Raw genomic sequence first — 20,862 nt, forward strand, 5'->3', positions numbered from 1 at the left:
CACCGGCGGTGCCGGTCTGACCGGCGGCGCTTGGTCCGGGCCTGGGGCCCGGTCCGGGTCCGGTTCGGAGCCCGCGCCGCACCGGACTTGCGTTGCCGCGCCTGGCAGGCATGACAGGGGCCGCCCGCCGGGTGGCACCAATGGGTGCCGGCGGCGCAGCGCACCAACGCCTGCTGGGCGGCGTGCAGCGCGTCCAGCCACTCCTTCGGCGTGGGCCGCAGCGTGGGCGCGGCGTGGCCATTCACGAAACAGCGGACGAAGAGGTCGCGCAGCCCCGGGGCCAGGGCCTCCAGCGGGCGCGCGGCGCGGGGCTTGCCGAAGTCCGGGTGTGGCCGCCAGGGGAAGATGCCGTTCCTGATGCACCACTCGTCGACCTTGCCGACGGAGCGGTCGGGGTTCGTCGGGGCGCCGCCGAAGGGGTGATAGCCGTCCATGAGCAACTGGAACAGCAGCACGGCCAGGCCGAAGCGGTCGTGCTCGGGCATGCGGTCCACCTGGTCGAAGCGCTGGCCCTGCAACTCGCGCGGGGTGTATTCGGGTACGCCGACCGGGCAGCGGTAGAGGGTACCGCCCGCGCGGACCTGGAAGGAGTCGGTATCGACCAGGGTTACCAGGCCCTGGGCGGTGACCAGGATGTTGCGCTGGTTGACGTCGCCCATGACATAGCCCTTGAGGTGCAGGGCGTGCAGGGCGGTGCAGAGGTTCTTGGCGACGTGGTGTTGACCGCTCCAATCCAGGCCCAGGAACTCCCGGGCGCGGGGGTTGTAGGCGTTGAGCAGCGAGGAGCCGCCGTCGATGCGGGGCATCAGAAAGCCGGCGAAGCGGCGGCCCTCGTGGAGGATGGCGAGCGGCCAGGTGATGGAGGCGTGTTTGAAGCGCTCGCGCATCTCGTCGCGGGGCGGGTCGGCGAGCATGGCGCGCAGTTTGGCCGCGCGCTCCGGGGTCGCCTGGCCGTCCAGGTAGCGCTTGACCACGACATCGGTGCGGCCGGCGACGGTGAGGATGATGCCCTCGCCGCCGCGGGCCAGTTCGGTCTGGGTGCGGTAGGTGTGGCCGTCGGAGTCGGTGAACTGGGCGATCAAGGGGGCGGGGCGGCGCGGGATCGGTCCGCGCGGCGGGATCGGTCCGCACAGCGGGGGTGGGCCGCACCGCGGGCATGGGCCGCACCGCGGGGATGGGCCGTACAGCGGCGGTGGGCCGCATAGCGGGGATGGTCCGCGTAGCGGACCCTACGGGGCATGGTCAGGCGGCGGCCGGGAGGCCGGCGACGAGGAGGGTCTTGTCGTCGTCGGTGCGGGCGCAGACGCGCGGCGACTCGAGGAAGGCGGCGAGGCGCGCGCCGGTCGCATCGCCGTCGAAGGGTCCGCTGAGGGCCTGTAGGAAGGGGGCGAAGAAGCGCTCGAAGGGGGCGCCGGTGGCGAGGTTGATGCACAGCCCTTGCAGCCCGTCGCTGAAGAGCGCCAGGGCGCGCAGGGGGGCCGGCCAGACGCGGACCTGGAGGCGTTCGAGGGCGTCCGGGCCGGTGAGCGGGGTCGTCTCGTTGGCGTATTCGCCGCGCTGCGGCAGGCTCAGGGTCTCCAGCCGCCCGTCGGGCCAGGCGCCGACCACGGCCCCGTCGCCGATCTGCCCGACGGCGGTCCAGTCGGGGGTGACGGCGGCGAGCAGCAGGGTGGTGGCGTAGTCGCGCAGGGGGTTGGCGGCGGCGCCGCGCTCCAGGGCGGCGCGGGCGGCGGCGAAGGCGGCGCGCAGGTGCCCCGCGATGGCGGACTCGTCCAACGCGGCGGGGGCGGCGGCCAGGGACGCCGCCAGCGCGTCCAGGGCGGCGGCGACGGCGCGCTGCGCCCCTTCATCGGCGCGGGGGGCGGAGCCCAGGCCGTCGGCGACGGCGCACAGCAGGCCGCCGGCCGGAAGCTCCCGCCAGCCGTGGGCGTCCTGGCAGGGCAGGCCGTTGCGCTGGTGGCTGGTGCCGCGGACCGAGGCGCCGTAGGCGCGCCAGGTCATGCGTTGGCCCAGCCGATGGGGGTCTGCAGGGGGACCTCGGCGTCCACCTCGGCGTGGGAGACGGTGCGCATGCTGGTGGAGAGCCACTGGAACATCTCGCGGAAGGCGAGCCCGTTGAGCGCGAGCGGCTGGCGCGGGCCGATCTGGGCCAGGACCTTGAGATTGGCCCCGCCGACCCCGACGGCGAAGAAGGCGACCTTCTTGGCCGCCTCCGCCGCCTGGACGCGTTGCGCCGCCTCCTTCCATAGGTCGCCGTCGGTCGGCTCACCGTCGGTGATGAGGAAGACCCAGGGGCGGAAATAGGGGACGCCGTTGGCCCGGCAGGTCTTCTTGCGGCTCTCGATCAGGTCCAGGGCGAGGTTGATGCCGCCGCCCATGGGGGTGTCACCGGCGGTGCCGAGCGTGGGCGGCTGGAACTGGTCGGCGGTCACGAAGTCCTGGGCCAGGTCCACGCGACCGCCGAAGGTGACGATGGCGACCTCCACCCGCAGCCGGGCCAGTTCGTCGCGGTCCAGGTCGTCGCGGAAGGCGACCAGGCCCTCGTTGAGTGCCTTTATCGGCTCGCCGTCCATGGAGCCCGAGGTGTCCAGCAGCAGGACGCAGGGGCAGCGGGGCTCGGGGTTACTGTCGTCGAATTCGGCGGCGTCGAAATCGGTGCTCATGCGGCTCTCCTGGTGCGGTGGCGTGGGTCCCGGGCAGCACAAGGCGTGGCTCGAGCCTGCCGGGGATGGCCATATCTTCGCCGGGGAATCCAGGGGATGCAAGCGGTTAAAGGCTGGCTTGCCGGGCCGGGGGGCGGCGCGCCAGAAACATGGCGGACGGGGCGAAGTCGCCAACCGGCAGCACGACTCCGCGGGACCGGGGGAAAACATTGCGGACGGGGCGAATGCCCCGTCCGGCGCGCGAGTTCCGCCCTACGCCGTCTGCCCATAGGGGCTGAGCTCGAGTTCAGCGATAAACACAAAATCCCGACAGTTCTTGGTTGCCAGTGGAACCTCCAAGGCCAAAGCGGTCGCGGCAATCAGGCAGTCGGGAATCATGAGTCCGTGGCTCAAGCGATAGCGGCGAAACAGGTCCGCCGCAATATCGCCGACACGTCCGTCAAGACCGACCGCGACAAAGCGCCGCAAGAACCGCTCCGCGACCTGTAGCTCGCGCTTGTCGCGGCAACCGGCCAGCAGTTCCAACTTGGTAATCAGACTGATTCCGGGGACTGACCCGCGCTCTTGGACAGCGATGAAATCGACGGCGAGATCCACTTTCCGCGAGGCATCGATCAGGATGTCCGTATCGATCAAGATGGCTACCGTCACCCGCCCCACTCCCGCTCCCGGATCTCGCGCACCCAGGCCGCACTGTCGGCCATATCCTGCCGATCCGCCCACATCCCGATGAAGGGCTCCTCCCGCAGATCTCCGCGTCTTGACTTGACCGACGCCGGGCGTCGGCGGGCGCCGAGAAACTCGATAAAGTGCAGCACCTCTGCCTGCTGCTCGGGCGGCAAGGCAGCCAGCTTCTCGATCGTTTCGTGGATGTTCATGTCAATCTCAGAGCACCGCGGTGGGACCAAGTCTTGCGACCATCCTGGACTATCCGACGATGAGGTATTCAACCCCGTGGCTGTTGAATAAGGCGAGCAGTTCTCTGAAGTCTGGCTGTATCACCATGGGCTTGGCGCCTCAGTACCTCGACGGCGGAGAGCCGCTCCTCGGCGCTGCGGCTGCGCCAATAGTCCAGGTCGCGCCGCGCCGCGTCGGGGTCGGTCAATGGGTGTCTGGTGACGCTCTTCTGCATCGGGCCTAGCCTTCCGCCTCTTCCGGAGTCCCCACCCCCTCGCACGGCTCACTGAAGGTACAGTCCTTCTGCGGACAGACCTTCTCGGTGCCGTTGCGCTTGGTGGTCTTGATGGTCAGCACTGGCCAGCCGCAGCGGGGGCAGGGTTCGGCGATGGGGTCGTTCCACACGGCATAGTCGCACTTGGGATAGGTCGAGCAGGAGAAAAAGACCTTGCCGCGGCGCGACTTCTTTTTCTGGAGGGTCCCCTTGGTGCACTTGGGGCAGGTGACGCCGGTGTCCTCCGGGCGCTCCAGGGATTCGATGTGTTTGCACTTGGGGTAGCCGCTGCAGCCGATGAACTTGCCGTAGCGCCCGTTCTTGACCTCCAGGGCGGAACCGCAGTCGGGGCAGACGCGCCCCGCGATGACCTCCTTGGGTTCGGCCGCGGCCTTGTCGGCGTTCAGATCGCGGGTGTAATCACACTCCGGATAGTTGGTGCAGCCGATGAAGCGGCCGTTGCGCCCGAGCCGGATGGAGAGCGGGCCGCCGCACTTGGGGCAGGTCTCGGCGATCGGCTCCTGGGTCACATCGCTGCGCTTCACCGTCTCCTGGGTGTGGTCGATGCGCTCCTTGAAGGGCCGCCAGAACCGCTCCAGCAGCGGCACCCACTCCGCCTCGCCGCGGGAGACGGCGTCGAGATCGTCCTCCAGCCGGGCGGTGAAGTCGTAATCGACATAGGTGGCGAAATATTCGGTGAGGAACTTGTTGACCACCCGGCCCACGTCGGTGGGCAGGAAGCGCTTCTTGTCCAGCACCACGTATTCGCGCTCTTGCAGGGTGGTGATGATGGAGGCGTAGGTGGAGGGCCGGCCGATGCCGAATTCCTCCAAGGCCTTGACCAGGGTCGCCTCGCTGAAGCGCGGCGGCGGCTCGGTGAAGTGCTGCTCGGCGCGGATGGCCGCAAGCGGGATGAGGTCGCCCTCCTGCATCGGCGGAAGATTGCTGTCCTCGTCGTCATCGGCGGCGGTGGCGTCGTCGCGGCCCTCCAGATAGACGCGCATGAAGCCCGCCTCCGCCACGGTGGAGCCGGTGGCGCGAAAGCCGTTGCCGGGGCCGGCGCTTAAGGAAACCGAGACCTGGTTGATCAGGGCATGGGCCATCTGACAGGCCACGGAGCGCTTCCACACCAGCTCGTAGAGCTTGAATTGCTCCACGCTCAGGAAGGCCTTGACCGCCCCCGGTTCGCGCAGGACCGAGGTGGGGCGGATCGCCTCGTGGGCCTCCTGGGCGTTCTTGGCCTTGGTCTTGTACAGACGCGGCTGCTCGGGCAGGTGGTCCGCACCGTAGCGCTCGGTCACATAGGCGCGGATCTCGGCGATCGCCTCCTGGGCCAGGTTGACCGAGTCGGTGCGCATATAGGAGATGAGGCCGACGGCGCCGCCGCCCACGTCCACGCCCTCATAGAGTTGCTGGGCCACGCGCATGGTGCGCAGCGCGGTGAAGCCGAGCTTGCGCGCGGCCTCCTGCTGGAGGGTGGAGGTGATGAAGGGCGGGGCCGGGAAGCGCTTGCGCTGCTTGCGCTCCACCTGCTCCACGCGCAGTTTGCCGTCCGCGGCCTGCTCCAAGGCCGCCTTGACCTCGGCCGCGCGCGCGGCGTCGGTGATGGTGAACTGCTCCACCTTGTCGCCGGCGAACTCCACGAGCCGGGCGGCGAAGGGGCGCGTCTCGCCTTGGCAGTCGGCCTCGATGCTCCAGTATTCCTGGGTCAGGAAGGCCTCGATCTCGGTCTCGCGCTCGCAGATCAGACGCAGGGCCGGGCTCTGCACGCGCCCGGCGGAGAGCCCGCGGCGGATCTTTTTCCACAAGAGCGGCGAGAGGTTGAAGCCCACCAGATAGTCGAGCGCGCGCCTGGCCTGCTGGGCGTTGACGAGATCGTAGGCGAGTTCGCGCGGATTGGCCACGGCCTCCTGGACCGCGCGCTTGGTGATCTCGTTGAAGACCACCCGGTAGACCGGCCGCTGGCCGATCTGGCGGCGTGCCTTGAGCAGCTCGAAGAGGTGCCAGGAGATCGCCTCCCCCTCACGGTCCGGGTCGGTCGCCAGGTAGAGTGCGTCGGCGTCTTTCAGCAGCTTGGCGATGGCCTGGACGTGTTTTTCGTTGCGCTCGATGATCTGGTACTTCATCTCGAACCCGTGCTCCGGGTCCACCGCCCCCTCCTTGGGGATCAGGTCCCGCACATGGCCGTAGGAGGCGACCACCTCGAAGTCCGGTCCCAGGTACTTCTTGATGGTTTTGGCCTTGGCGGGGGATTCGACGACGACGAGATTCATGGGCGGTGGGGGCCTGCTGGGGTTCAGTGCTCGGGCGAGCGGGGCACTAGGGTATACCGAAATCAGTGCAGATAGGCCGAGGAATCGCTATAGATCAGGTCTTCCATCCGGGTGAAGGCGGCCTCCAGGCCCGGCCGGTTCAGCAGCACCAGCAGGACCACCCACTTGAGCTCGTCCACCCCGACCCAGGGGTGGTCGATCGCCAGGGCGCGCTCGACCACCAACTCGCGGCTGCTCGGGTCGAGAATCCCGATCTGCTCCAGGAACAGCAGAAAACCGCGGCCCTCGCGGTCGAGCTTGTCGCACTCGGCGTCCGTGTAGATGCGGATGGAGCCCGCCGCATGGCCGTGCGACACGGGCGCCTCGGCACCGGCCGCCAGTTCATCGAGCCAGTGCAGGGCCTTGGCGACCTCACCCGCGCTGAATCCGGCCGCGGCCAGTTCGCCCTCCAACTCATCCTGATCGGTCGGGGGCTGCGTGTCCCCGTCCATGTAGTGCTCGAACAGGTAGATCAGAACATCGACCATGCTGTCATCCATCAGAACCTCTTGCGCGGCGCCAGCCCGGGGGCTGACTGGAACGGCGGCCATCAGGCCCGGGAACGGCAGTAGCGGCCGCCGGGACAGGATGATACATGACCGCCCAACTCCAACACCAACAGCATGGAGGAGACGGCCGCCGCGGGGAGCCCGGTGCGGCGGATCAATTCGTCCGGGGCGACCGGATCGAAGCCCAGGGCCGCGAACAGTGCCTGGTAGTCCGGGTCCGGCCCCGCGGCGGCGCCCGCCCCGCCCGGGTCCGGGTCGGACGCGCCGCCGCCCGCGGTGGCCGGCGGCTGGAGCACCCCCAGGTGGCCGCGCAGTTGCGGTGCCAGGACCGCCAGGACCTCGGCGGCCTCCTCCACCAGCACGGCGCCGTCGCGGATCAGGGCATGGCAGCCCCGCGCCAGCGGATTGCGGATGGAGCCCGGCACGGCAAAGACCTCGCGGCCCTGTTCGCCCGCCTGCCGGGCCGTGATCAGCGAGCCGCTGCGCAGCGCCGCCTCGGTGACCAGGGTGCCCAGCGAGAGCCCGGCGATGATGCGGTTGCGACGCGGGAAATTGCGCGCGAGCGGTCCCTGGCCGGGGGCGAACTCGCTCACCAGCGCCCCCTGCCCGGCGATCCGCCGCGCGAGATCCCGGTGGCCGGCCGGGTAGACCCGATCGGGTCCGGTGCCGAGCACCGCGATGGTCTTGCCGGTCTCCAGGGCCCCCACATGGGCCTCCCCATCCACCCCGGCCGCCAACCCGCTGGTGATGACGAGCCCGCAGGCGGCCAGCCGGTGCGCGAACTCCCGCGTGATCTCGCGCCCCGCGGGGGTCGGATTGCGGCTGCCGACGATGGCGACCTGGGGTTCGGCGAGGAGTTGCGGGTCGCCGCGTACATACAGCAGGGTCGGCGGATCGGCGATCTCCAGGAGCAGCGGGGGATAGCGCGGGTCGTCGCGGGCCAGGATATGGGCATCGGGCTGGTCCGCCCAGGCGCGCACCGCTGCGATCCAGTCGCGGTCCGGGCGCGCCAGCGCACTGATCGCCGCGGACTTGAGCCCCAGTTCGCCAAGCACCCCGGGGCCCGCCGCGAGCACCCCCGCGGGGCTGCCGAAGCGCGCCACCAGACGGGCACAGGTCCGGGGCCCGATCCCGGGTGCCGCCGTCAGGGTCAGCCAGGCGTCCAGCGCAGACCAGGAAGCCTCAGGCTCTTTTTGCGGACTCATTACCACGCCCACGATCAGCAATGAGTCAAGCGCAAGTTAAACACAATCGTTGTCGTTGTCGTGGTCGTAGTCGTGGTCGTGGTCGTAGTCGGAGAAGCGATGCCCTTTGGGGTGCGAGAGAATCCGGGGCGCTACGATAACCTCGATTACGACAACGACAACGACAACGACGCTCTAGGGCTTCAGGGAAACCACTCACGCCGGCGGCGGCGCAATCCGGTCGCGGATATGCATCGCCCGGTTGGCCTCCAGGACGATGGCGAAGCTCAGCCGCTCGAAGGTGCGGAAGACCATCAGGAGACCCGAGCGTTCAAAGGGTTGGATGAAGGTCGGGCGCAGCGGGCGGACATCGACCGTTGGCGGCAGCGGCGTGTTGGCATCCGGCTCGTCGTGGCGCCACGCCCGGATCTTTTGGTTGTCGCCGTACCAGAACCGGGTGGACAGCGGCGTCTCCTCCCTCCAGTCCCAGTTGAACCCACCCTGACGGACCTGGTCGGTCTGCTTGATCCCGCCCTGGTAGACCTCGAACACATGGCCGGGCTCGACCCGTTCCCGGGTCCCGGCGTTGATGATGACGAGGTCATTGCGGCCGACCTGGGTGACACCGTTGAGCACGGCCAGGATCTGGGGGCGCAATCCGGCGGGCGCGGGCCGCGGAAAAAAGTTGCTGAGCGGCTCATCGAGCGAGGCCGGAATCACCCGGTCGCCGATGGAGACCTCGCGCTCGGAGCGCAACACCCGCAGCTTGGCCGGGTCGCCGGTGCGCTCCAACACCACACTGGCGACGAAGGTCGCCAAGAAGCCCAGGGTCTCGTTGGTCTTGGGGTCGCGCAGGGCCTCCCCGGGGCGCAGGATCTGGAAGCGGTCACGCTCAGCGCTATCGATCCGCCGCACATAGACCGCGTCCCCGATGCCCGCGACGATATGCTCTTCCGGGAAGCCCACGACATAAGGGGCACTGTTGATCTGGTTGGACTCTGCCACGTAGGGCTGGCTGAGGAAGGGTCCGATGGCGGCGATGGAGATGGTTGGGATCGCCGCCTTCAGCGGCGACACGCGCACCCGGGGGCTGAGCTTGACCACCCGCATCCCGCCCCGGTTCCCGACCACCGTCTCGCCGCCGCGATCCACGCCGATCCGTGCCTGGCCGTTGACCCTGGTGACCCGCAGGACATCGCCCGGGTAAATCAGGTTCGGGTTGGCGACGTCGGCGTTGGCCTGCCAGACCTCACGCCAGCGCCAGGGGTCGCGCAGGAAGCGGGCCGCGATGCCCCACAGGGTATCGGCGGGGCGCACCGTGTAGGTGTCCGGCGCGCCGGGCAGGAGTTCGGCGGCGGGCAGGGCGGGCGCCCCCCCCAGCAGGGCCGCCAGGATGACCCAGAGGCGCAGGCCGACAGCGGCCCGATGCGGGGTTGCGGGGCGGGAGTGCACCGCGGCGGCGGCGCTCTGGCAGACGAACTGGGGACGCATCGCTCCTCCCTCGGGGTCGATTCCGGATTCACCCGGCCCCATTGCGGGGTGTAGTATGGGGCGGATAGTAGCGCATCGAACCGCGGCGCTTCCAGTGAGCCGGCAAGAAAACGCCGCCGCCCATGCGCGCCGGGCGTCCGTGCCGCCCGGCGTGAGTCCACTTGCCCCCTTACCGCCGCGCGCGGCGCCGTCATTTTGCGATTACTCATGGCAAAGCTCGACATCCTCACCTTTCCCGATCCGCGTCTACGCCACCGCGCCGCCCCGGTGGCGCACGTCGATGCCGGCGTCCGGCAGATCGTCGCGGACCTCTTCGAGACCATGTATGCCGCCCCGGGCATCGGGTTGGCGGCGCCCCAGGTGGATATCCACCGGCAGATCGTCGTCATCGATATCTCCGAGCAGGACGACCAGCCGCTGTGTTTCATCAACCCGCGGATCCTGGAACTGCGCGGGGAGGAACAGATGGACGAGGGTTGTCTGTCGGTCCCCGGGTTCTACGAACCGGTCACCCGCGCCGCGTCCGTGCGGGTCACCGCCCTGGACCGGGACGGGCAGCCCTTCACCCTGGACGCCGACGGCCTGCTCGCCGTCTGCATCCAGCATGAGATCGACCACCTGGACGGGAAACTCTTCGTCGACCATCTCTCGTCCCTGAAGCGCCAGCGCATTCGCCACAAACTCGAGCGCGACCACCGGACCGGCAAGGCGGCCGAGCCGCCGCGGCGGCGGGCCATCTGAGTGCGCATCATCTTCGCCGGAACACCCGAGTTCGCCGTCCCCGGCCTCGCGGCCCTGATCGGTGCCGGTCATGACCTGGCGGCCGTCTACACCCAGCCGGATCGCCCGGCGGGGCGCGGGCGTCTGCTCCAGGCAAGCCCGGTCAAGCAGTTGGCCATGGCCCATGGCATCGCGGTCCGCCAGCCCGAGTCGCTTAAGCGCGACCGGGCCGCGGTGGCCGCCCTGCGCGACCTGGGCGCGGACCTGATGGTGGTGATCGCCTATGGCCTGCTGCTGCCGACCGCCGTGCTGCGCGCCCCGCGCCTGGGCTGCCTCAACGTCCACGCCTCACTCCTACCGCGCTGGCGCGGAGCGGCCCCGATCCAGCGCGCCCTGCTGGCGGGTGATACGCACAGCGGCGTCTGCATCATGGGCATGGAGGCGGGCCTGGACACCGGGCCCGTCTATCATCGGATCAGCATCCCCCTGGCCCCCCGGGAGACCGGCGGGGGGCTGCACGACAAACTCGCCGCCCTGGGCGCCCGCGCGCTGCTGGAGGCCCTGCCGGGGATCGGCGACGGCGCCCTGGCAGCCGCACCCCAGGACCCGGCGCTCGCGACCTACGCCCACAAACTCAGCAAGGAGGAATCCACCATCGACTGGACTCAAGCCGCCGCGGCGATCGAACGCCAGGTGCGCGCCTTCGACCCCTGGCCCGTGGCCCAGACCCGCTTGCACGACCAAACCTTGCGGATTTGGTCGGCACAGGTCGCCGCGGCGCCGACCACCGGGTCCGCCCCGGGGACCGTCGTCGGCGCCGACCGCACGGGCATCCGGGTGGCAACCGGCGCCGGACTGCTCGCCATCACCCGCCTGCAACTGCCCGGCAAGCGCCCGCTGGACGCCGCGGACTTCCTCAATGCGCGGGCGCTGCAGGATGTGTGTCTTGGCTGAGCACGGCCCCCAAGACCCCGCGGACCCCGCCGGCCGCGCGGCTAGGCCCCCGGAGGGGGACCGCACCGCCGCCGATAATCCCTGGAGCCGGGCCAGGCCGGCGCCGGAGCGCGCCCGTGGGCGGCCCGGCGCGGGCGGACCCCCTGCGCGCGAGCAAACCCAGGCCCCGCGAGAGCGGTCCGGACCACCACGCGAGCGCGGCGGCCCGCCACCGGGCAGGCCCCGCCCCGCGGCCGGTGGGCAACGCGGCGAGTCGCCCGTCTGGGGCCAGTCCGACGCGCCGCGGCAACCTGGCGCGGACGCCCGCGCCGCCGCGGCACTGGCGATCCACCGCGTGCGCGACCGCGGCCAGTCGCTGACGCGGGTCCTCAACCAGTCCGCCCTGCCCCGCCCGCCGGCGGATCGCGCCCTCACCCAGGAGCTGATCTACGGCACCCTGCGCGTGCTGCCGCGACTGGAGGCATTGGTCGGCATCCTGCTGCACCACCCGGTCAAGCCGGCTGACCGCGACCTGGAGGCCCTGATGCTGGTCGGGCTCTACCAACTCACCGTGCTGGGCACGCCCCCCCACGCGGCGGTCGCCGCCACCGTGGAGGCCGCGCGCCTGCTCGGCAAGCCGGACAAGGTTGGCCTGCTCAACGCCCTGTTGCGGCGCTTCCTGCGGGAACGCGAGACCCTGCTGGCGCAGGCCGACCAACTTCCGAGCGCCCGCTGGCTGGTCCCGGAGTGGCTGCTGGCCGCGCTGCGCCGGGACTGGCCGCAGGACTGGGAGAACATCGTCGCCGCCGGCAATGAGCGGCCGCCCATGAGCCTGCGGGTCAACGCCGCGCGCACGGACCGGCTGGCCTACGCCGGCCTGCTGGCGGCGGCGGGGATCACCGCCCGTCCCATCCCGGGCACCGAGGCCGGACTGATGCTCGATCACCCGGTGCCGGCCCAGACCCTGCCCGGCTTCGACGCGGGCCTGGTCTCGGTGCAGGACGGCGGCGCCCAGTTCGCCGCCCAGCTCCTCGACGCCCAACCCGGGCAGCGGGTGCTCGACGCCTGCGCCGCCCCCGGCGGCAAGACCGCCCACCTGCTGGAGCGTGCCGGCCCGGCACTGGAACTGGTCGCCGTCGACTCGGCGGCGGCGCGCCTCGACACGCTGCGCGAGAACCTGGCCCGCCTCGGGCTGCAGGCCCGGGTGGTACGCGCGGACGCCGCCGCCCCACTCGGCGACTGGACGCGCCCGCCCTTCGACCGCATCCTGCTCGATGTCCCCTGCTCCGCCACCGGGGTCATCCGCCGTCACCCGGACATCAAGTGGCTGCGCCGCGCCACGGACATCCCCGAACTGTGCGCCCTGCAGGCACGCATCCTGGACGCCATCTGGCCCCTGCTGGCCCCCGGCGGGCGGCTGCTCTATGTCACCTGTTCCGTGCTGGCTGCGGAAAACCAAGACCAGGTGGCGGCCTTCCTGGCGCGTCGGCCCGCGGCCCGTGAGGTCCCGATCACCGCCGCGTGGGGGCGTGAGCGCACCCATGGCCGCCAGTTGCTGCCCACCAACGGCGGGAGCGACGGCTTTTATTTCGCCCTACTCGAGCAGACGGCCCCGTGACGCTGGGGGCGACGGGAGTCGGCGGAGCGGCGCGACTGCGGCCCACTCGCCGCCGGGAATTGACCTGGTGGCTGGCCCTGGCGGCGCTCCTGTTGGCCTGGACCACCCTGGCCGACGACTTTCGGGTGACCCAGGTGCAAACCCGCCTGGTCGAGGGGACCTATACCCTGGATGCCACGGTCGACTACGGCTTCTCGCCCGAGGCCCTGGAGGCCCTGGCCAATGGCGTCCCCCTGACGATCCTCATGCAGTTGCAGGTCCGGCGCGCCGATGCCTGGATCTGGGCGAGCAGCGTGACCGATCTCCAATTGCGCTATGCCATCCGCCACAAGCCCCTGTCGGAGACCTATGAGGTCTACCGGCTGCCGGGGACGACCGGCCGCACCTTCGTCACGCGGGAGGCGGCCATCGCGGCCTTGGGCGAGATCAAGGGGCTACAACTGGTCGACCAGAGCCGCCTCGAACCCGGGGTCGCCTACGAGGTCCAGTTCAAGGTCTCCCTGGACATCGAGGCCTTACCCCTGCCGCTGCGCCCCACGGCCTACCTGAGCGGGGCCTGGAAGCTCGCGAGTCGCTGGACCAAATGGCCGCTAACCCACTAAGAAAACTGCGCCTGCTGGGTACGATCCCGATCGCGGTGCTGGTCGTGGCGCTGTTCATCGCGCTGGTGCTGATGCGCGATGCGATCCAGAACTCCGAGGATCTGAGCCGCGCCTTCGTCCCCCTGCTCTTCATCGTCTTGGGCGGCCTGCTGATCCTGGCCGTGCTGGTGGTGGTGAACATCGTCAAGCTGTTGCGCCGCTACCGGCGGCAGGCGGCCGGGTCGCGCCTGACGCTGCGCATCGTCGTCCTGTTCGTGCTGATCTCGCTGTTGCCGGTCGGGGTGGTCTATTATTTTTCGCTCGGGTTCCTGCTGCGCGGGATCGACAGTTGGTTCGATGTGGAGATCGGTCGTGCCATGCAGGACGCCCTGACGCTCAATCAGGCCTCGCTGGATCTGAACCAACGCGTCCTCACCAAGTACACCGAGGCCCTGCTCGCCGGCATCCAGGACCGCTCCTCCACCGCCATCGCCCTGACCCTGAACAGCCTGCGGCGTCATGCGGGGGCCGAGGAACTGACCATCTTCGGGCCGGGCGGCCAGGTCCTGGGCACCGCCAATCAGGACCCAGCCAAACTGGTCCCGAGCTACGCCGACCGGGAGGTCCAGCAAGGGGTGCGCGCCGGTAAGAACTACGTCGGGACCGAGACCGGGCCGGCGGAGGAACTGGTGGTGCGGGTGGTGGTGCGCGACCCGGGCGGGCGGCCCATGCAGATGCAGGCCATCTTCCCCACCTCGAGCCGCATCACCGAACTCTCGGCGGGGCTCGAAACCGCCTACAATCGCTATACGGAACTCGCCTACCTGCGCCGATCACTCAAGACGAGTTTCTCCCTGACCCTGCTGCTGGTGCTCCTGTTCGGTGTGATGGCGGCCCTGATCGGCGCCTTCCATACGGCCCGGCGCCTGGTCGCCCCGGTAGCCGACATCGCCCGCGGCACCCGTGCGGTCGCCGAAGGCGACTACGAACAGCAACTGCCCCTGCCCAAACACGACGACGAGTTGGCCTTCCTGGTGGCGTCCTTCAATACCATGACCCGGCGCATCGCCCAGGCGCGCGACGCGGCGGCGCGCAGCCAGGAGGCGGTAGAGACCCAGCGGACCTACCTGGAGACGGTACTCGGGCGGCTGTCCTCCGGGGTGGTCGCCTTCGATGCCGCGCAGCGCCTGCGCACCGCCAACCCGGCCGCCCGCCAGATCCTGGGCCTGGACCCCGGCGCCGCGCCGGCCCTGACGCTCGGCGACATCGAGCGGGCGCAGCCCGGACTCACCCCCTGGACCGAGGCGGTGCGCAGCCACCTGGACGCGGGCCAGGACTGGCGCCGGGAGATCGTCCTGCAGCGTACCGCCGGACGCCAGACCCTGATGTGCCGGGGCAGCACCCTGCCCCTGCCGGGCACCGACGGGCGCGGCCACGTCGTCGTCTTCGACGACATCACCACCCTGATCACCGCCCAGCGCAACGCCGCCTGGGGCGAGGTGGCGCGACGCCTGGCCCACGAGATCAAGAACCCGCTGACCCCTATCCAACTCTCCGCCGAGCGGCTGCGCCACAAGCTGCTGGCCAAGGCCAATCCCCAGGACGCGGCGCTCATCGACCGCTCGACCCGCACCATCGTGGCCCAGGTCGAGGCCATGAAGGCCATGGTCAACGACTTCTCGGACTATGCCCGCACCCCCCAGTCCCAGCCCGTGCCGCTGGCGTTCGACCGCCTGGTGCAGGAGGTCCTGGACCTGTACCGCAGCGCCGGGGCGGGGGCCCTGGTGGTGAACCTGGAGGCGCCCGAGACCCTGGTCCGCGGGGATGCCACACGCCTGCGCCAAGTCATTCACAACCTGGTCAAGAACGCCCAGGAGGCACTGGAGGGTCGTCCCGAGCCCCGCATCGAGGTCAGCACGCGGCGCCTCGACGGCCCCCTGGTCGAACTCCCGGGCGAGGGCGGCGGCCCCGGCTACGAACACGACGCCGGTCTGGTGCAGTTAGAGGTCGCGGACAACGGTCCCGGATTCGACGCGGAGATTCAGGAGCGGATGTTCGAGCCCTATGTGACCAGCAAGCCCAAGGGCACCGGGCTTGGGCTTGCCATCGTGAAGAAGATAATTGAGGAACACGGCGGTATGATCGGCGCCGAAAACACCGGCAGCGGGGCCACCATCCGGATTCGCCTGCCAATCTGTCTCGGGGGTCCGCCGGCCGCGGCAAAGGAGCGAGGACTGAACGCACAGTTATGAGCGCCACACACATCTTAGTCGTCGATGACGAACCCGACATCAGGGGTCTGGTCCAGGAGATCCTGGAGGACGAGGGCTACCGGGTGAGCGGTGCCGAGAGCGGCGCCGCCGCGCGTCTGGCGCTGCGCGAGCGCCGCCCCGACCTGATCCTGCTCGATATCTGGATGCCCGACCTGGACGGCATCAGCCTGCTCAAGGAATGGGCCCAGGACCAGGGCCTGCCCTGCCCGGTCATCATGATGTCCGGCCATGGGACGGTCGAGACGGCCGTGGAGGCGACCCGCCTGGGCGCCTACGACTTTCTCGAAAAGCCCCTCTCCATGGCCAAGCTCCTGCTCACCGTGGGGCGCGCCCTGGAGGCGGAGAAGCTCCAGCAGGAGAACATCGGGCTGAAGCGGCGCGCCCCCCTGGTCCAGGAACCCGTGGGGCGCAGCCCGGCGATGCAGCGGCTGCGCGAGCAGGTCAAGCGCATTGCCCAGCACGACACCTGGGTCCTGATCACCGGGGAGTCCGGCAGCGGTCGCGAGACCTTTGCCCGCTATCTCCACGCCCAAAGCCCGCGGCGCGACCGGCCCTTCGTGGATCTCAGCGTCTCGGCCCTGACCGGCGGCAGCGCCGCCCGCGAACTCTTCGGCAGCGAGGAGCCGGGGCTTACCCACTACGGCAGCCTGGAAAAGGCGGCCGGCGGGACCCTGCTGATGGACGAGGTGGCGGACATGGACCTGGAGGCCCAGGCGCTCTTGCTGGGGGCGCTGAACAACGGCTCCTTCCTGCGTGTCGGCGGGGCCGAACCGGTGGCGATTGATGTCCGGATCATCGCCGTGACCCAGCGCAACCTGGAGGACGAGGTCCGCGCCGGCCGCTTCCGCGAGGACCTCTTCTACCACCTGAACGTGGTCCCCCTGAACATCCCGGCCCTGCGCGACCACGCCGAGGACGTCTCCGACCTGCTGAATTTCTATCTCGACTTCTTTGCCACCCACGAGAAGCTGCCCTACCGCCGCTTCAGCGTCGGCGCCCAGAACTTCCTGCGCAACTACACCTGGCCCGGTAACGTCCGGGAGATCAAGAACCTGGTCCAGCGCCTCCTGATCCTGGGCAGCGGCGACGAGATCGCCCAACAGGAGGTCGAAGGCACCCTGGGCGCCCCGCCGCCGCTCCTGGCCCAACCCCTGGAGGGCCTGGTCTCCTTCGACCAGCCGCTGCGCCAGGCGCGCGAGCAGTTCGAGAAGGCCTATCTCGACTACCAGCTCGAAAAGCACCTGGGCAATGTCAGCAAGATGGCCAAGGAGGCGGGGATGGAGCGCACCCACCTGTATCGCAAGCTCCGCTCGCTGGGGGTGGAGATCAAGGAGCGGCGGTAGGGGGCGGAAGAGATTTAGCCGCAAATGAACGCCAATAGACGCAAATAAGAGGAATGCTGGCGGGCCCAAACCGCGTCATCCCTGTGGAGTCCAAGGCTTTAGCCTTGGATGCGGACGACAAGGTTTCTCCCATAGAAATTCTGCGGGCGGGAAATGGCAGCCATGATCAGCCACGAGACCGTTATGACTATTGATTTCCTGCGGTATTATGACCTCGAAAGATACCTATTGGAGGACGTTCACCACCACTTCCATCGCGACGGATTCCTGTCGGCTTTCGATTTCTTTGCTATCGTCATTTGGAAAGCCAATCGTGCCAAGACACTGATAGCACGACGACTTCTATCGAAATGCCCAGGGGAAAATATCGATAGTGCGGTAAGCAATCTGTCTTCTTCGTTATTCCAGGCTGATAATCCAAGAGAGCGGCTGCGACTCTTGATAGAGGACTGGGGCTTCCACTTGCCGATGGCATCAGCAATACTCACGATCCTATGGCCGGATTATTTTACCGTGTACGATATACGGGCTTGCGAGCAACTTGGAGGCTTCCACAAATTGGCGCACTGCACGAAATTCGACAAGATTTGGTCAAACTATAAACTGTTCCGCGACGCCGTCGGCGCCGCGGGTCCGGAGGGCATCTCCCTACGTGACAAGGATAGATACCTCTGGGGCAGGTCGAGCGCGTCGCAACTACAGCAAGAGATCGCAAGATGCTTCTCAAAGGCCGAAACGACATCTTGACTGGGCGAAGTCTGGGACCAAGAAATTCTGGAGCTCGCGACTAGTAGGGCGTTTCATCCTATTTTGCGATCCCCAAGCCCCGAAGGGGCGCGACATACCAGCCCAGGGCAACGCCCTGGGATAGCGTTGTTTATTCGGCCTAGCCCTGAAAGGGCGTGACATAAGGAGCCACGCCGTTATGTCACGCCCTTTCAGGGCTAAGCTCTGCGGATAACCCATACCCAGGGCGTTGCCCTGGGCTGGTATGTTCGACCCCATTGGGGTCGATACGCAAGATAAGCTGAAACAGGATACTAGGATGAAGCTCGAAGCACAGGTCACGGGGAATATCGGATTGTATTACGCTTGCTACATGCTTTCGCGGCTAGGTTGGAATGTGATGCCCACTGCGCGAAACGCGCGCGGTATTGACATAATCGCTTACAACAAAACGGGCACTCAGTTTATCGGAGTACAGGTTAAAGCACTGTCAAAGCGCGACCCAGTACCTCTTGGCAACGATCTCGAAAAGGTCATGGGTGATTTCTGGATTGTGGTCAACAATCTGGCCAAAGAGCCAAATGCTTTTATTTTGCTCCCAGGAGAGGTGACTGCATTGGCGCATCGTGGCGAAAAGAACGGTCGGGTATCTTATTGGCTGCAACCTACACAGTATGACCAGCCCAAGTTCAAAGAAGCTTGGCAGCGCATTGGTCATGGGCACGAAATGGCGTAATACCTCCTAGCGTAACGGGGCATTCATCTCGTCCCGAGAGTTTATCCTCAGCCAATCCCAGACAGGAACCAGCGCGGCCCCGACGCGCAAAACTTTATAACATACCGGAATCGACCGTGGAGCACATAATTGCCGAAGCAAATCTCACCGCTGGAGAGCATGAGATCATCGCCGATGTACCCGGCTTCCGGTATCCACTGAAAATTGTTGCGTCTCTTGACGGTGAGATTGCTACAGTCATTACGGCTTACCCACTGAAAAAGAGGGCTACGACATGAAAGTTCATTACGACGACGAAATAGATGCATTGTATTTGAGTCTTGGCGACCAGGAACCCGACGGCGTCATCGAAATCGCCGAGGGTGTCAACCTCGACACCACGGCCGACGGAAAAATTACCGGAATCGAGATCCTCAGGGCATCGGACAGGCTGAACCTCGACACCATCCTGTCGTATACACTCGAGCTGGACCAGGGCATTGCAAAACGAAAAGTCGCCTGACTTGCTCAAGAACAGAGGGGGGTGAATCGTCCAACGCCGACAAGGCACTGAAAAACCTTGGCGAGCTTAGCGCCTTAGCGTGACAAATGCTCTTTCCGGGCTGAACGTTTGCGGGTCGGTCGGCGGGCGCCCGACGGCATCATGACAAGCGCTCGGCCATCCCCACCGTATAGTGAGCGCCCTGCTTGAGCTTGTCGTAGTTGCCGAAGACCTCGCGCAGGTTGCGCTTCATGAATTCGCGCAGGCCGTTGATGGTGACGACATAGAGCCGTCCGCCCGGGCGCAAGCGGTCGCGGGCGTCGTGCAGCAGGATCGACAGCAACTCCTTGCCCACCTTCGCGGGGATGTTGCTCGCGATGCGGTCGAAGCGCTGGTCGGCCGGCACCTGGTCGAAGCCGTTGCTCAGCAGCGCCCGGGCGTTGTCGAGCCGGTTGCGCCGCGCGTTACGCCCGGCGTAGTCCACCGCGACGAAATCCTTGTCGACCATCAGGGTTTGCCCCTGGGGGGCGAGGGTGGCGAGGGCCAGACCGATGGCGCCGTAGCCGCACCCCAGATCCAGGCAGTCCGCGTCGGGCGCGACCTCCAGATGCGCGAGCAGCAGGCGCGTGCCCGCGTCGATCTCGCGCGGGGAGAACAGCCCCCAGGTACTTGCAAAGCGCAGCGTGCGGCCGGCGAGTTCGGCCTCGAAGCGGATGGGCTCGCGCAGACGATCAACTTGGTCCTTGGTGAGCATGGGCGACGACCTGGAAGGTTCTTCGACGACCCGATTGACGGGCCCGGGACCCGGTATTCTAGCCCCCTGGTTCGGGTACACTCACCCGATGACCGACCCTGCCGGCAAGCTGCACATCCGTCTCGACCCGCACGGGGTCCGCATCGACTCGACCCGCCCGGTGCGGGCGACCAGCCTGTTGGTGGGCCGCGACCTCGCGCAGGCCGCGCGCCTGCTGCCGGTGCTCTTCAGCATCTGCGCGGCGGCCCAGGCGGCGGCCGGGGCGGCGGCCATCGAAGGGGCGCTGGGTCTGGCAGTGGACCCGCGAATCGCGGCCCGGCGGCGCCAACTGGTGGCCGCCGAAACCTTGCGCGAGCACCTGTGGCGCATCCTGCTCGACTGGCCGGGCGTCATGGGCGAGCCGGCGGACGCCGCGGCCATGGCCCGGGTGATGGCAGGCTACGGCGCCTGGCGTACGGCCCTGACCGCGGGGGTCGATCTGTTCGCCCCGGGTGCGGCGCTGTCCGCCGCTGAACCGGCCAAGGCGCCGGCCGCTGAATGCGCCCGGCGCGGCCTCGCCGACCTGGGCGCCCTGCGGGTCTTCGGTCGGCCGCCGGATGCCTGGCTGGGGCAGGTCGCGGGGCTTGAGGCCCTGGCGGCCTGGGCCGGGCAGACCGACACGGCAGCGGCGCGGCTGGTGCACCGGACCCTGACAGCGGGACAGGCCGGGTTCGGACGCGCGGGCGTCGGCGCCCTGCCCCCGCTCAGCACGACGGACCTCGATCGCTGCCTGGACGGTGCGGACGCGGCGGTCGACGCCTTCGTGGCCAGGCCCACCTGGGACGGCCAGCCGCGGGAGTCGAGCCCGCTGACCCGGCAATTGGAGGCACCCCTGGTGCAGGACCTCAGCCGCTCCTTCGGCAACGGACTCCTGCCGCGCCTCGCCGCTCAACTCGTCGAGGCGGCACGGATCATGACGGACGCTGAGGCGACTGCGGCGGGGCCGGCGCCAGGCGACCTCCCCGCGGGCCTCGGACTGGCCCAGGTCCCGGCCGCCCGCGGGCTCCTGGTCCACCGGGTGCGCCTGTGCGATGGGCGCGTCACCGAATACCGCATTTTGGCCCCGACCGAATGGAACTTTCACCCCGCCGGCGTCGTAGCGGTCGGGCTCGCCGGGCTCATGAAGCAGGCCGACCCCGCCGACCTCGGGCCCCTGGCGCGTCTCTTCATCACCGCCGTGGACCCCTGCGTGGACTTCGATCTGCAACTCCCGGGACGGCCTTGATGAAAGTTAAACAATTCCATTAGGAAGTGCCTATAGCGCCATTTTCGTTGTCGTTGTCGTTGTCGTTGTCGAGATTATCGTAGCGCCCCGGATTCTCTCGCAC

At 68.4% G+C, this 20,862-nt stretch carries 20 protein-coding genes; 10 read left to right on the top strand and 10 right to left on the bottom strand.

The window, feature by feature from the left end; all coding sequences use genetic code 11:
* The 9 genes from QZY48_RS25115 to QZY48_RS25155 form a co-directional block, all read right to left on the bottom strand.
* Positions 1–1,082 (bottom strand): hypothetical protein (locus tag QZY48_RS25115; protein WP_295436216.1); only part of this gene is annotated, 1,082 nt, incomplete at its 3' end.
* Between the two features lie 160 nt (positions 1,083–1,242).
* Positions 1,243–2,001 carry a PP2C family serine/threonine-protein phosphatase gene (locus QZY48_RS25120; RefSeq protein ID WP_295436218.1) on the bottom strand — a complete coding sequence of 253 codons (759 nt, stop codon included), beginning with the start codon at positions 1,999–2,001 and terminating at the stop codon, positions 1,243–1,245.
* A complete protein-coding gene (locus tag QZY48_RS25125; RefSeq protein ID WP_295436220.1) occupies positions 1,998–2,663 on the bottom strand; it encodes a VWA domain-containing protein in 666 nt (221 codons plus the stop codon). Before QZY48_RS25125 ends, QZY48_RS25120 begins: the two co-directional genes overlap by 4 nt.
* Before the next feature lie 252 nt (positions 2,664–2,915).
* Positions 2,916–3,314: a type II toxin-antitoxin system VapC family toxin gene (locus tag QZY48_RS25130; RefSeq protein WP_295436222.1), complete on the bottom strand. Its 399-nt coding sequence runs from the start codon at positions 3,312–3,314 to the stop codon at positions 2,916–2,918.
* A complete protein-coding gene (locus QZY48_RS25135) occupies positions 3,311–3,541 on the bottom strand; it encodes a DUF2281 domain-containing protein (protein ID WP_295436223.1) in 231 nt (76 codons plus the stop codon). Before QZY48_RS25135 ends, QZY48_RS25130 begins: the two co-directional genes overlap by 4 nt.
* 259 nt (positions 3,542–3,800) lie before the next feature.
* On the bottom strand, positions 3,801–6,107 hold the full coding sequence (gene topA, locus QZY48_RS25140) for a type I DNA topoisomerase (protein ID WP_295436225.1): 2,307 nt from the start codon (positions 6,105–6,107) through the stop codon (positions 3,801–3,803).
* A gap of 62 nt (positions 6,108–6,169) precedes the next feature.
* A complete protein-coding gene (locus QZY48_RS25145; protein WP_295436227.1) occupies positions 6,170–6,646 on the bottom strand; it encodes a DUF494 family protein in 477 nt (158 codons plus the stop codon).
* A 50-nt stretch (positions 6,647–6,696) separates the two neighbouring features.
* Positions 6,697–7,860, bottom strand: a complete 1,164-nt coding sequence (gene dprA / locus QZY48_RS25150; protein WP_295436229.1) for a DNA-processing protein DprA — start codon at positions 7,858–7,860, stop codon at positions 6,697–6,699.
* Between the two features lie 195 nt (positions 7,861–8,055).
* Positions 8,056–9,330, bottom strand: coding sequence for a LysM peptidoglycan-binding domain-containing protein (locus QZY48_RS25155; protein WP_295436231.1), 1,275 nt, complete (start codon positions 9,328–9,330; stop codon positions 8,056–8,058).
* Between the two features lie 207 nt (positions 9,331–9,537).
* Here QZY48_RS25155 and def point away from each other — a divergent pair, with 207 nt between their 5' ends.
* The 9 genes from def (at position 9,538) to QZY48_RS25200 (ending at position 18,762) form a co-directional block, all read left to right on the top strand.
* Positions 9,538–10,071: a peptide deformylase gene (gene def / locus QZY48_RS25160; RefSeq protein WP_295436233.1), complete on the top strand. Its 534-nt coding sequence runs from the start codon at positions 9,538–9,540 to the stop codon at positions 10,069–10,071.
* Positions 10,072–11,004 (top strand): methionyl-tRNA formyltransferase, encoded by a 933-nt coding sequence (fmt, locus tag QZY48_RS25165; protein ID WP_295436234.1) that lies wholly within the window; start codon positions 10,072–10,074, stop codon positions 11,002–11,004.
* Positions 10,997–12,601: a 16S rRNA (cytosine(967)-C(5))-methyltransferase RsmB gene (rsmB, locus tag QZY48_RS25170; RefSeq protein ID WP_295436237.1), complete on the top strand. Its 1,605-nt coding sequence runs from the start codon at positions 10,997–10,999 to the stop codon at positions 12,599–12,601. The genes fmt and rsmB overlap by 8 nt, the downstream gene beginning before the upstream one ends.
* On the top strand, positions 12,598–13,203 hold the full coding sequence (locus tag QZY48_RS25175; protein WP_366929776.1) for a DUF4390 domain-containing protein: 606 nt from the start codon (positions 12,598–12,600) through the stop codon (positions 13,201–13,203). The genes rsmB and QZY48_RS25175 overlap by 4 nt, the downstream gene beginning before the upstream one ends.
* Complete coding sequence (locus QZY48_RS25180; protein WP_295436239.1) at positions 13,185–15,434, top strand: ATP-binding protein; 2,250 nt, start codon at positions 13,185–13,187, stop codon at positions 15,432–15,434. The genes QZY48_RS25175 and QZY48_RS25180 overlap by 19 nt, the downstream gene beginning before the upstream one ends.
* Positions 15,431–16,798, top strand: coding sequence for a sigma-54 dependent transcriptional regulator (locus tag QZY48_RS25185; protein WP_295436241.1), 1,368 nt, complete (start codon positions 15,431–15,433; stop codon positions 16,796–16,798). Before QZY48_RS25180 ends, QZY48_RS25185 begins: the two co-directional genes overlap by 4 nt.
* A gap of 183 nt (positions 16,799–16,981) precedes the next feature.
* A complete protein-coding gene (locus QZY48_RS25190; RefSeq protein WP_295436242.1) occupies positions 16,982–17,545 on the top strand; it encodes a hypothetical protein in 564 nt (187 codons plus the stop codon).
* A gap of 298 nt (positions 17,546–17,843) precedes the next feature.
* The gene (locus QZY48_RS25195) at positions 17,844–18,260 is read left to right on the top strand and encodes a hypothetical protein (RefSeq protein WP_295436244.1); all 417 of its coding nucleotides are present in this window, start codon (positions 17,844–17,846) and stop codon (positions 18,258–18,260) included.
* Positions 18,261–18,534: 274 nt separating this feature from the next.
* Positions 18,535–18,762: a DUF2283 domain-containing protein gene (locus QZY48_RS25200; protein ID WP_295436246.1), complete on the top strand. Its 228-nt coding sequence runs from the start codon at positions 18,535–18,537 to the stop codon at positions 18,760–18,762.
* A gap of 139 nt (positions 18,763–18,901) precedes the next feature.
* Here the strand turns inward: QZY48_RS25200 and QZY48_RS25205 are convergent, their stop codons facing one another.
* Complete coding sequence (locus QZY48_RS25205) at positions 18,902–19,495, bottom strand: methyltransferase (RefSeq protein ID WP_295436248.1); 594 nt, start codon at positions 19,493–19,495, stop codon at positions 18,902–18,904.
* 88 nt (positions 19,496–19,583) lie between these two features.
* On the opposite strand from QZY48_RS25205, the gene QZY48_RS25210 reads away from it, so the two are divergent.
* Positions 19,584–20,759 carry a Ni,Fe-hydrogenase I large subunit gene (locus QZY48_RS25210; RefSeq protein WP_295436250.1) on the top strand — a complete coding sequence of 392 codons (1,176 nt, stop codon included), beginning with the start codon at positions 19,584–19,586 and terminating at the stop codon, positions 20,757–20,759.
* Positions 20,760–20,862 lie beyond the last annotated feature (103 nt).

The sequence above is a fragment of the uncultured Thiodictyon sp. genome, from assembly GCF_903828115.1.
GTDB lineage: Bacteria > Pseudomonadota > Gammaproteobacteria > Chromatiales > Chromatiaceae > Thiodictyon.

Bases quoted from the DNA above. Each gene is read 5' to 3' on its own strand.
- QZY48_RS25190 (WP_295436242.1), top strand. From the start codon at position 16,982: ATGACTATTGATTTCCTGCGGTATTATGACCTCGAAAGATACCTATTG.
- QZY48_RS25210 (WP_295436250.1), top strand. From the start codon at position 19,584: ATGACCGACCCTGCCGGCAAGCTGCACATCCGTCTCGACCCGCACGGG.
- QZY48_RS25195 (WP_295436244.1), top strand. From the start codon at position 17,844: ATGAAGCTCGAAGCACAGGTCACGGGGAATATCGGATTGTATTACGCT.
- QZY48_RS25205 (WP_295436248.1), bottom strand. From the start codon at position 19,495: ATGCTCACCAAGGACCAAGTTGATCGTCTGCGCGAGCCCATCCGCTTC.
- QZY48_RS25125 (WP_295436220.1), bottom strand. From the start codon at position 2,663: ATGAGCACCGATTTCGACGCCGCCGAATTCGACGACAGTAACCCCGAG.
- QZY48_RS25180 (WP_295436239.1), top strand. From the start codon at position 13,185: ATGGCCGCTAACCCACTAAGAAAACTGCGCCTGCTGGGTACGATCCCG.
- QZY48_RS25155 (WP_295436231.1), bottom strand. From the start codon at position 9,330: ATGCGTCCCCAGTTCGTCTGCCAGAGCGCCGCCGCCGCGGTGCACTCC.
- QZY48_RS25120 (WP_295436218.1), bottom strand. From the start codon at position 2,001: ATGACCTGGCGCGCCTACGGCGCCTCGGTCCGCGGCACCAGCCACCAG.
- def (WP_295436233.1), top strand. From the start codon at position 9,538: ATGGCAAAGCTCGACATCCTCACCTTTCCCGATCCGCGTCTACGCCAC.
- QZY48_RS25185 (WP_295436241.1), top strand. From the start codon at position 15,431: ATGAGCGCCACACACATCTTAGTCGTCGATGACGAACCCGACATCAGG.
- QZY48_RS25145 (WP_295436227.1), bottom strand. From the start codon at position 6,646: ATGGATGACAGCATGGTCGATGTTCTGATCTACCTGTTCGAGCACTAC.
- QZY48_RS25135 (WP_295436223.1), bottom strand. From the start codon at position 3,541: ATGAACATCCACGAAACGATCGAGAAGCTGGCTGCCTTGCCGCCCGAG.
- topA (WP_295436225.1), bottom strand. From the start codon at position 6,107: ATGAATCTCGTCGTCGTCGAATCCCCCGCCAAGGCCAAAACCATCAAG.
- dprA (WP_295436229.1), bottom strand. From the start codon at position 7,860: ATGAGTCCGCAAAAAGAGCCTGAGGCTTCCTGGTCTGCGCTGGACGCC.
- QZY48_RS25200 (WP_295436246.1), top strand. From the start codon at position 18,535: ATGAAAGTTCATTACGACGACGAAATAGATGCATTGTATTTGAGTCTT.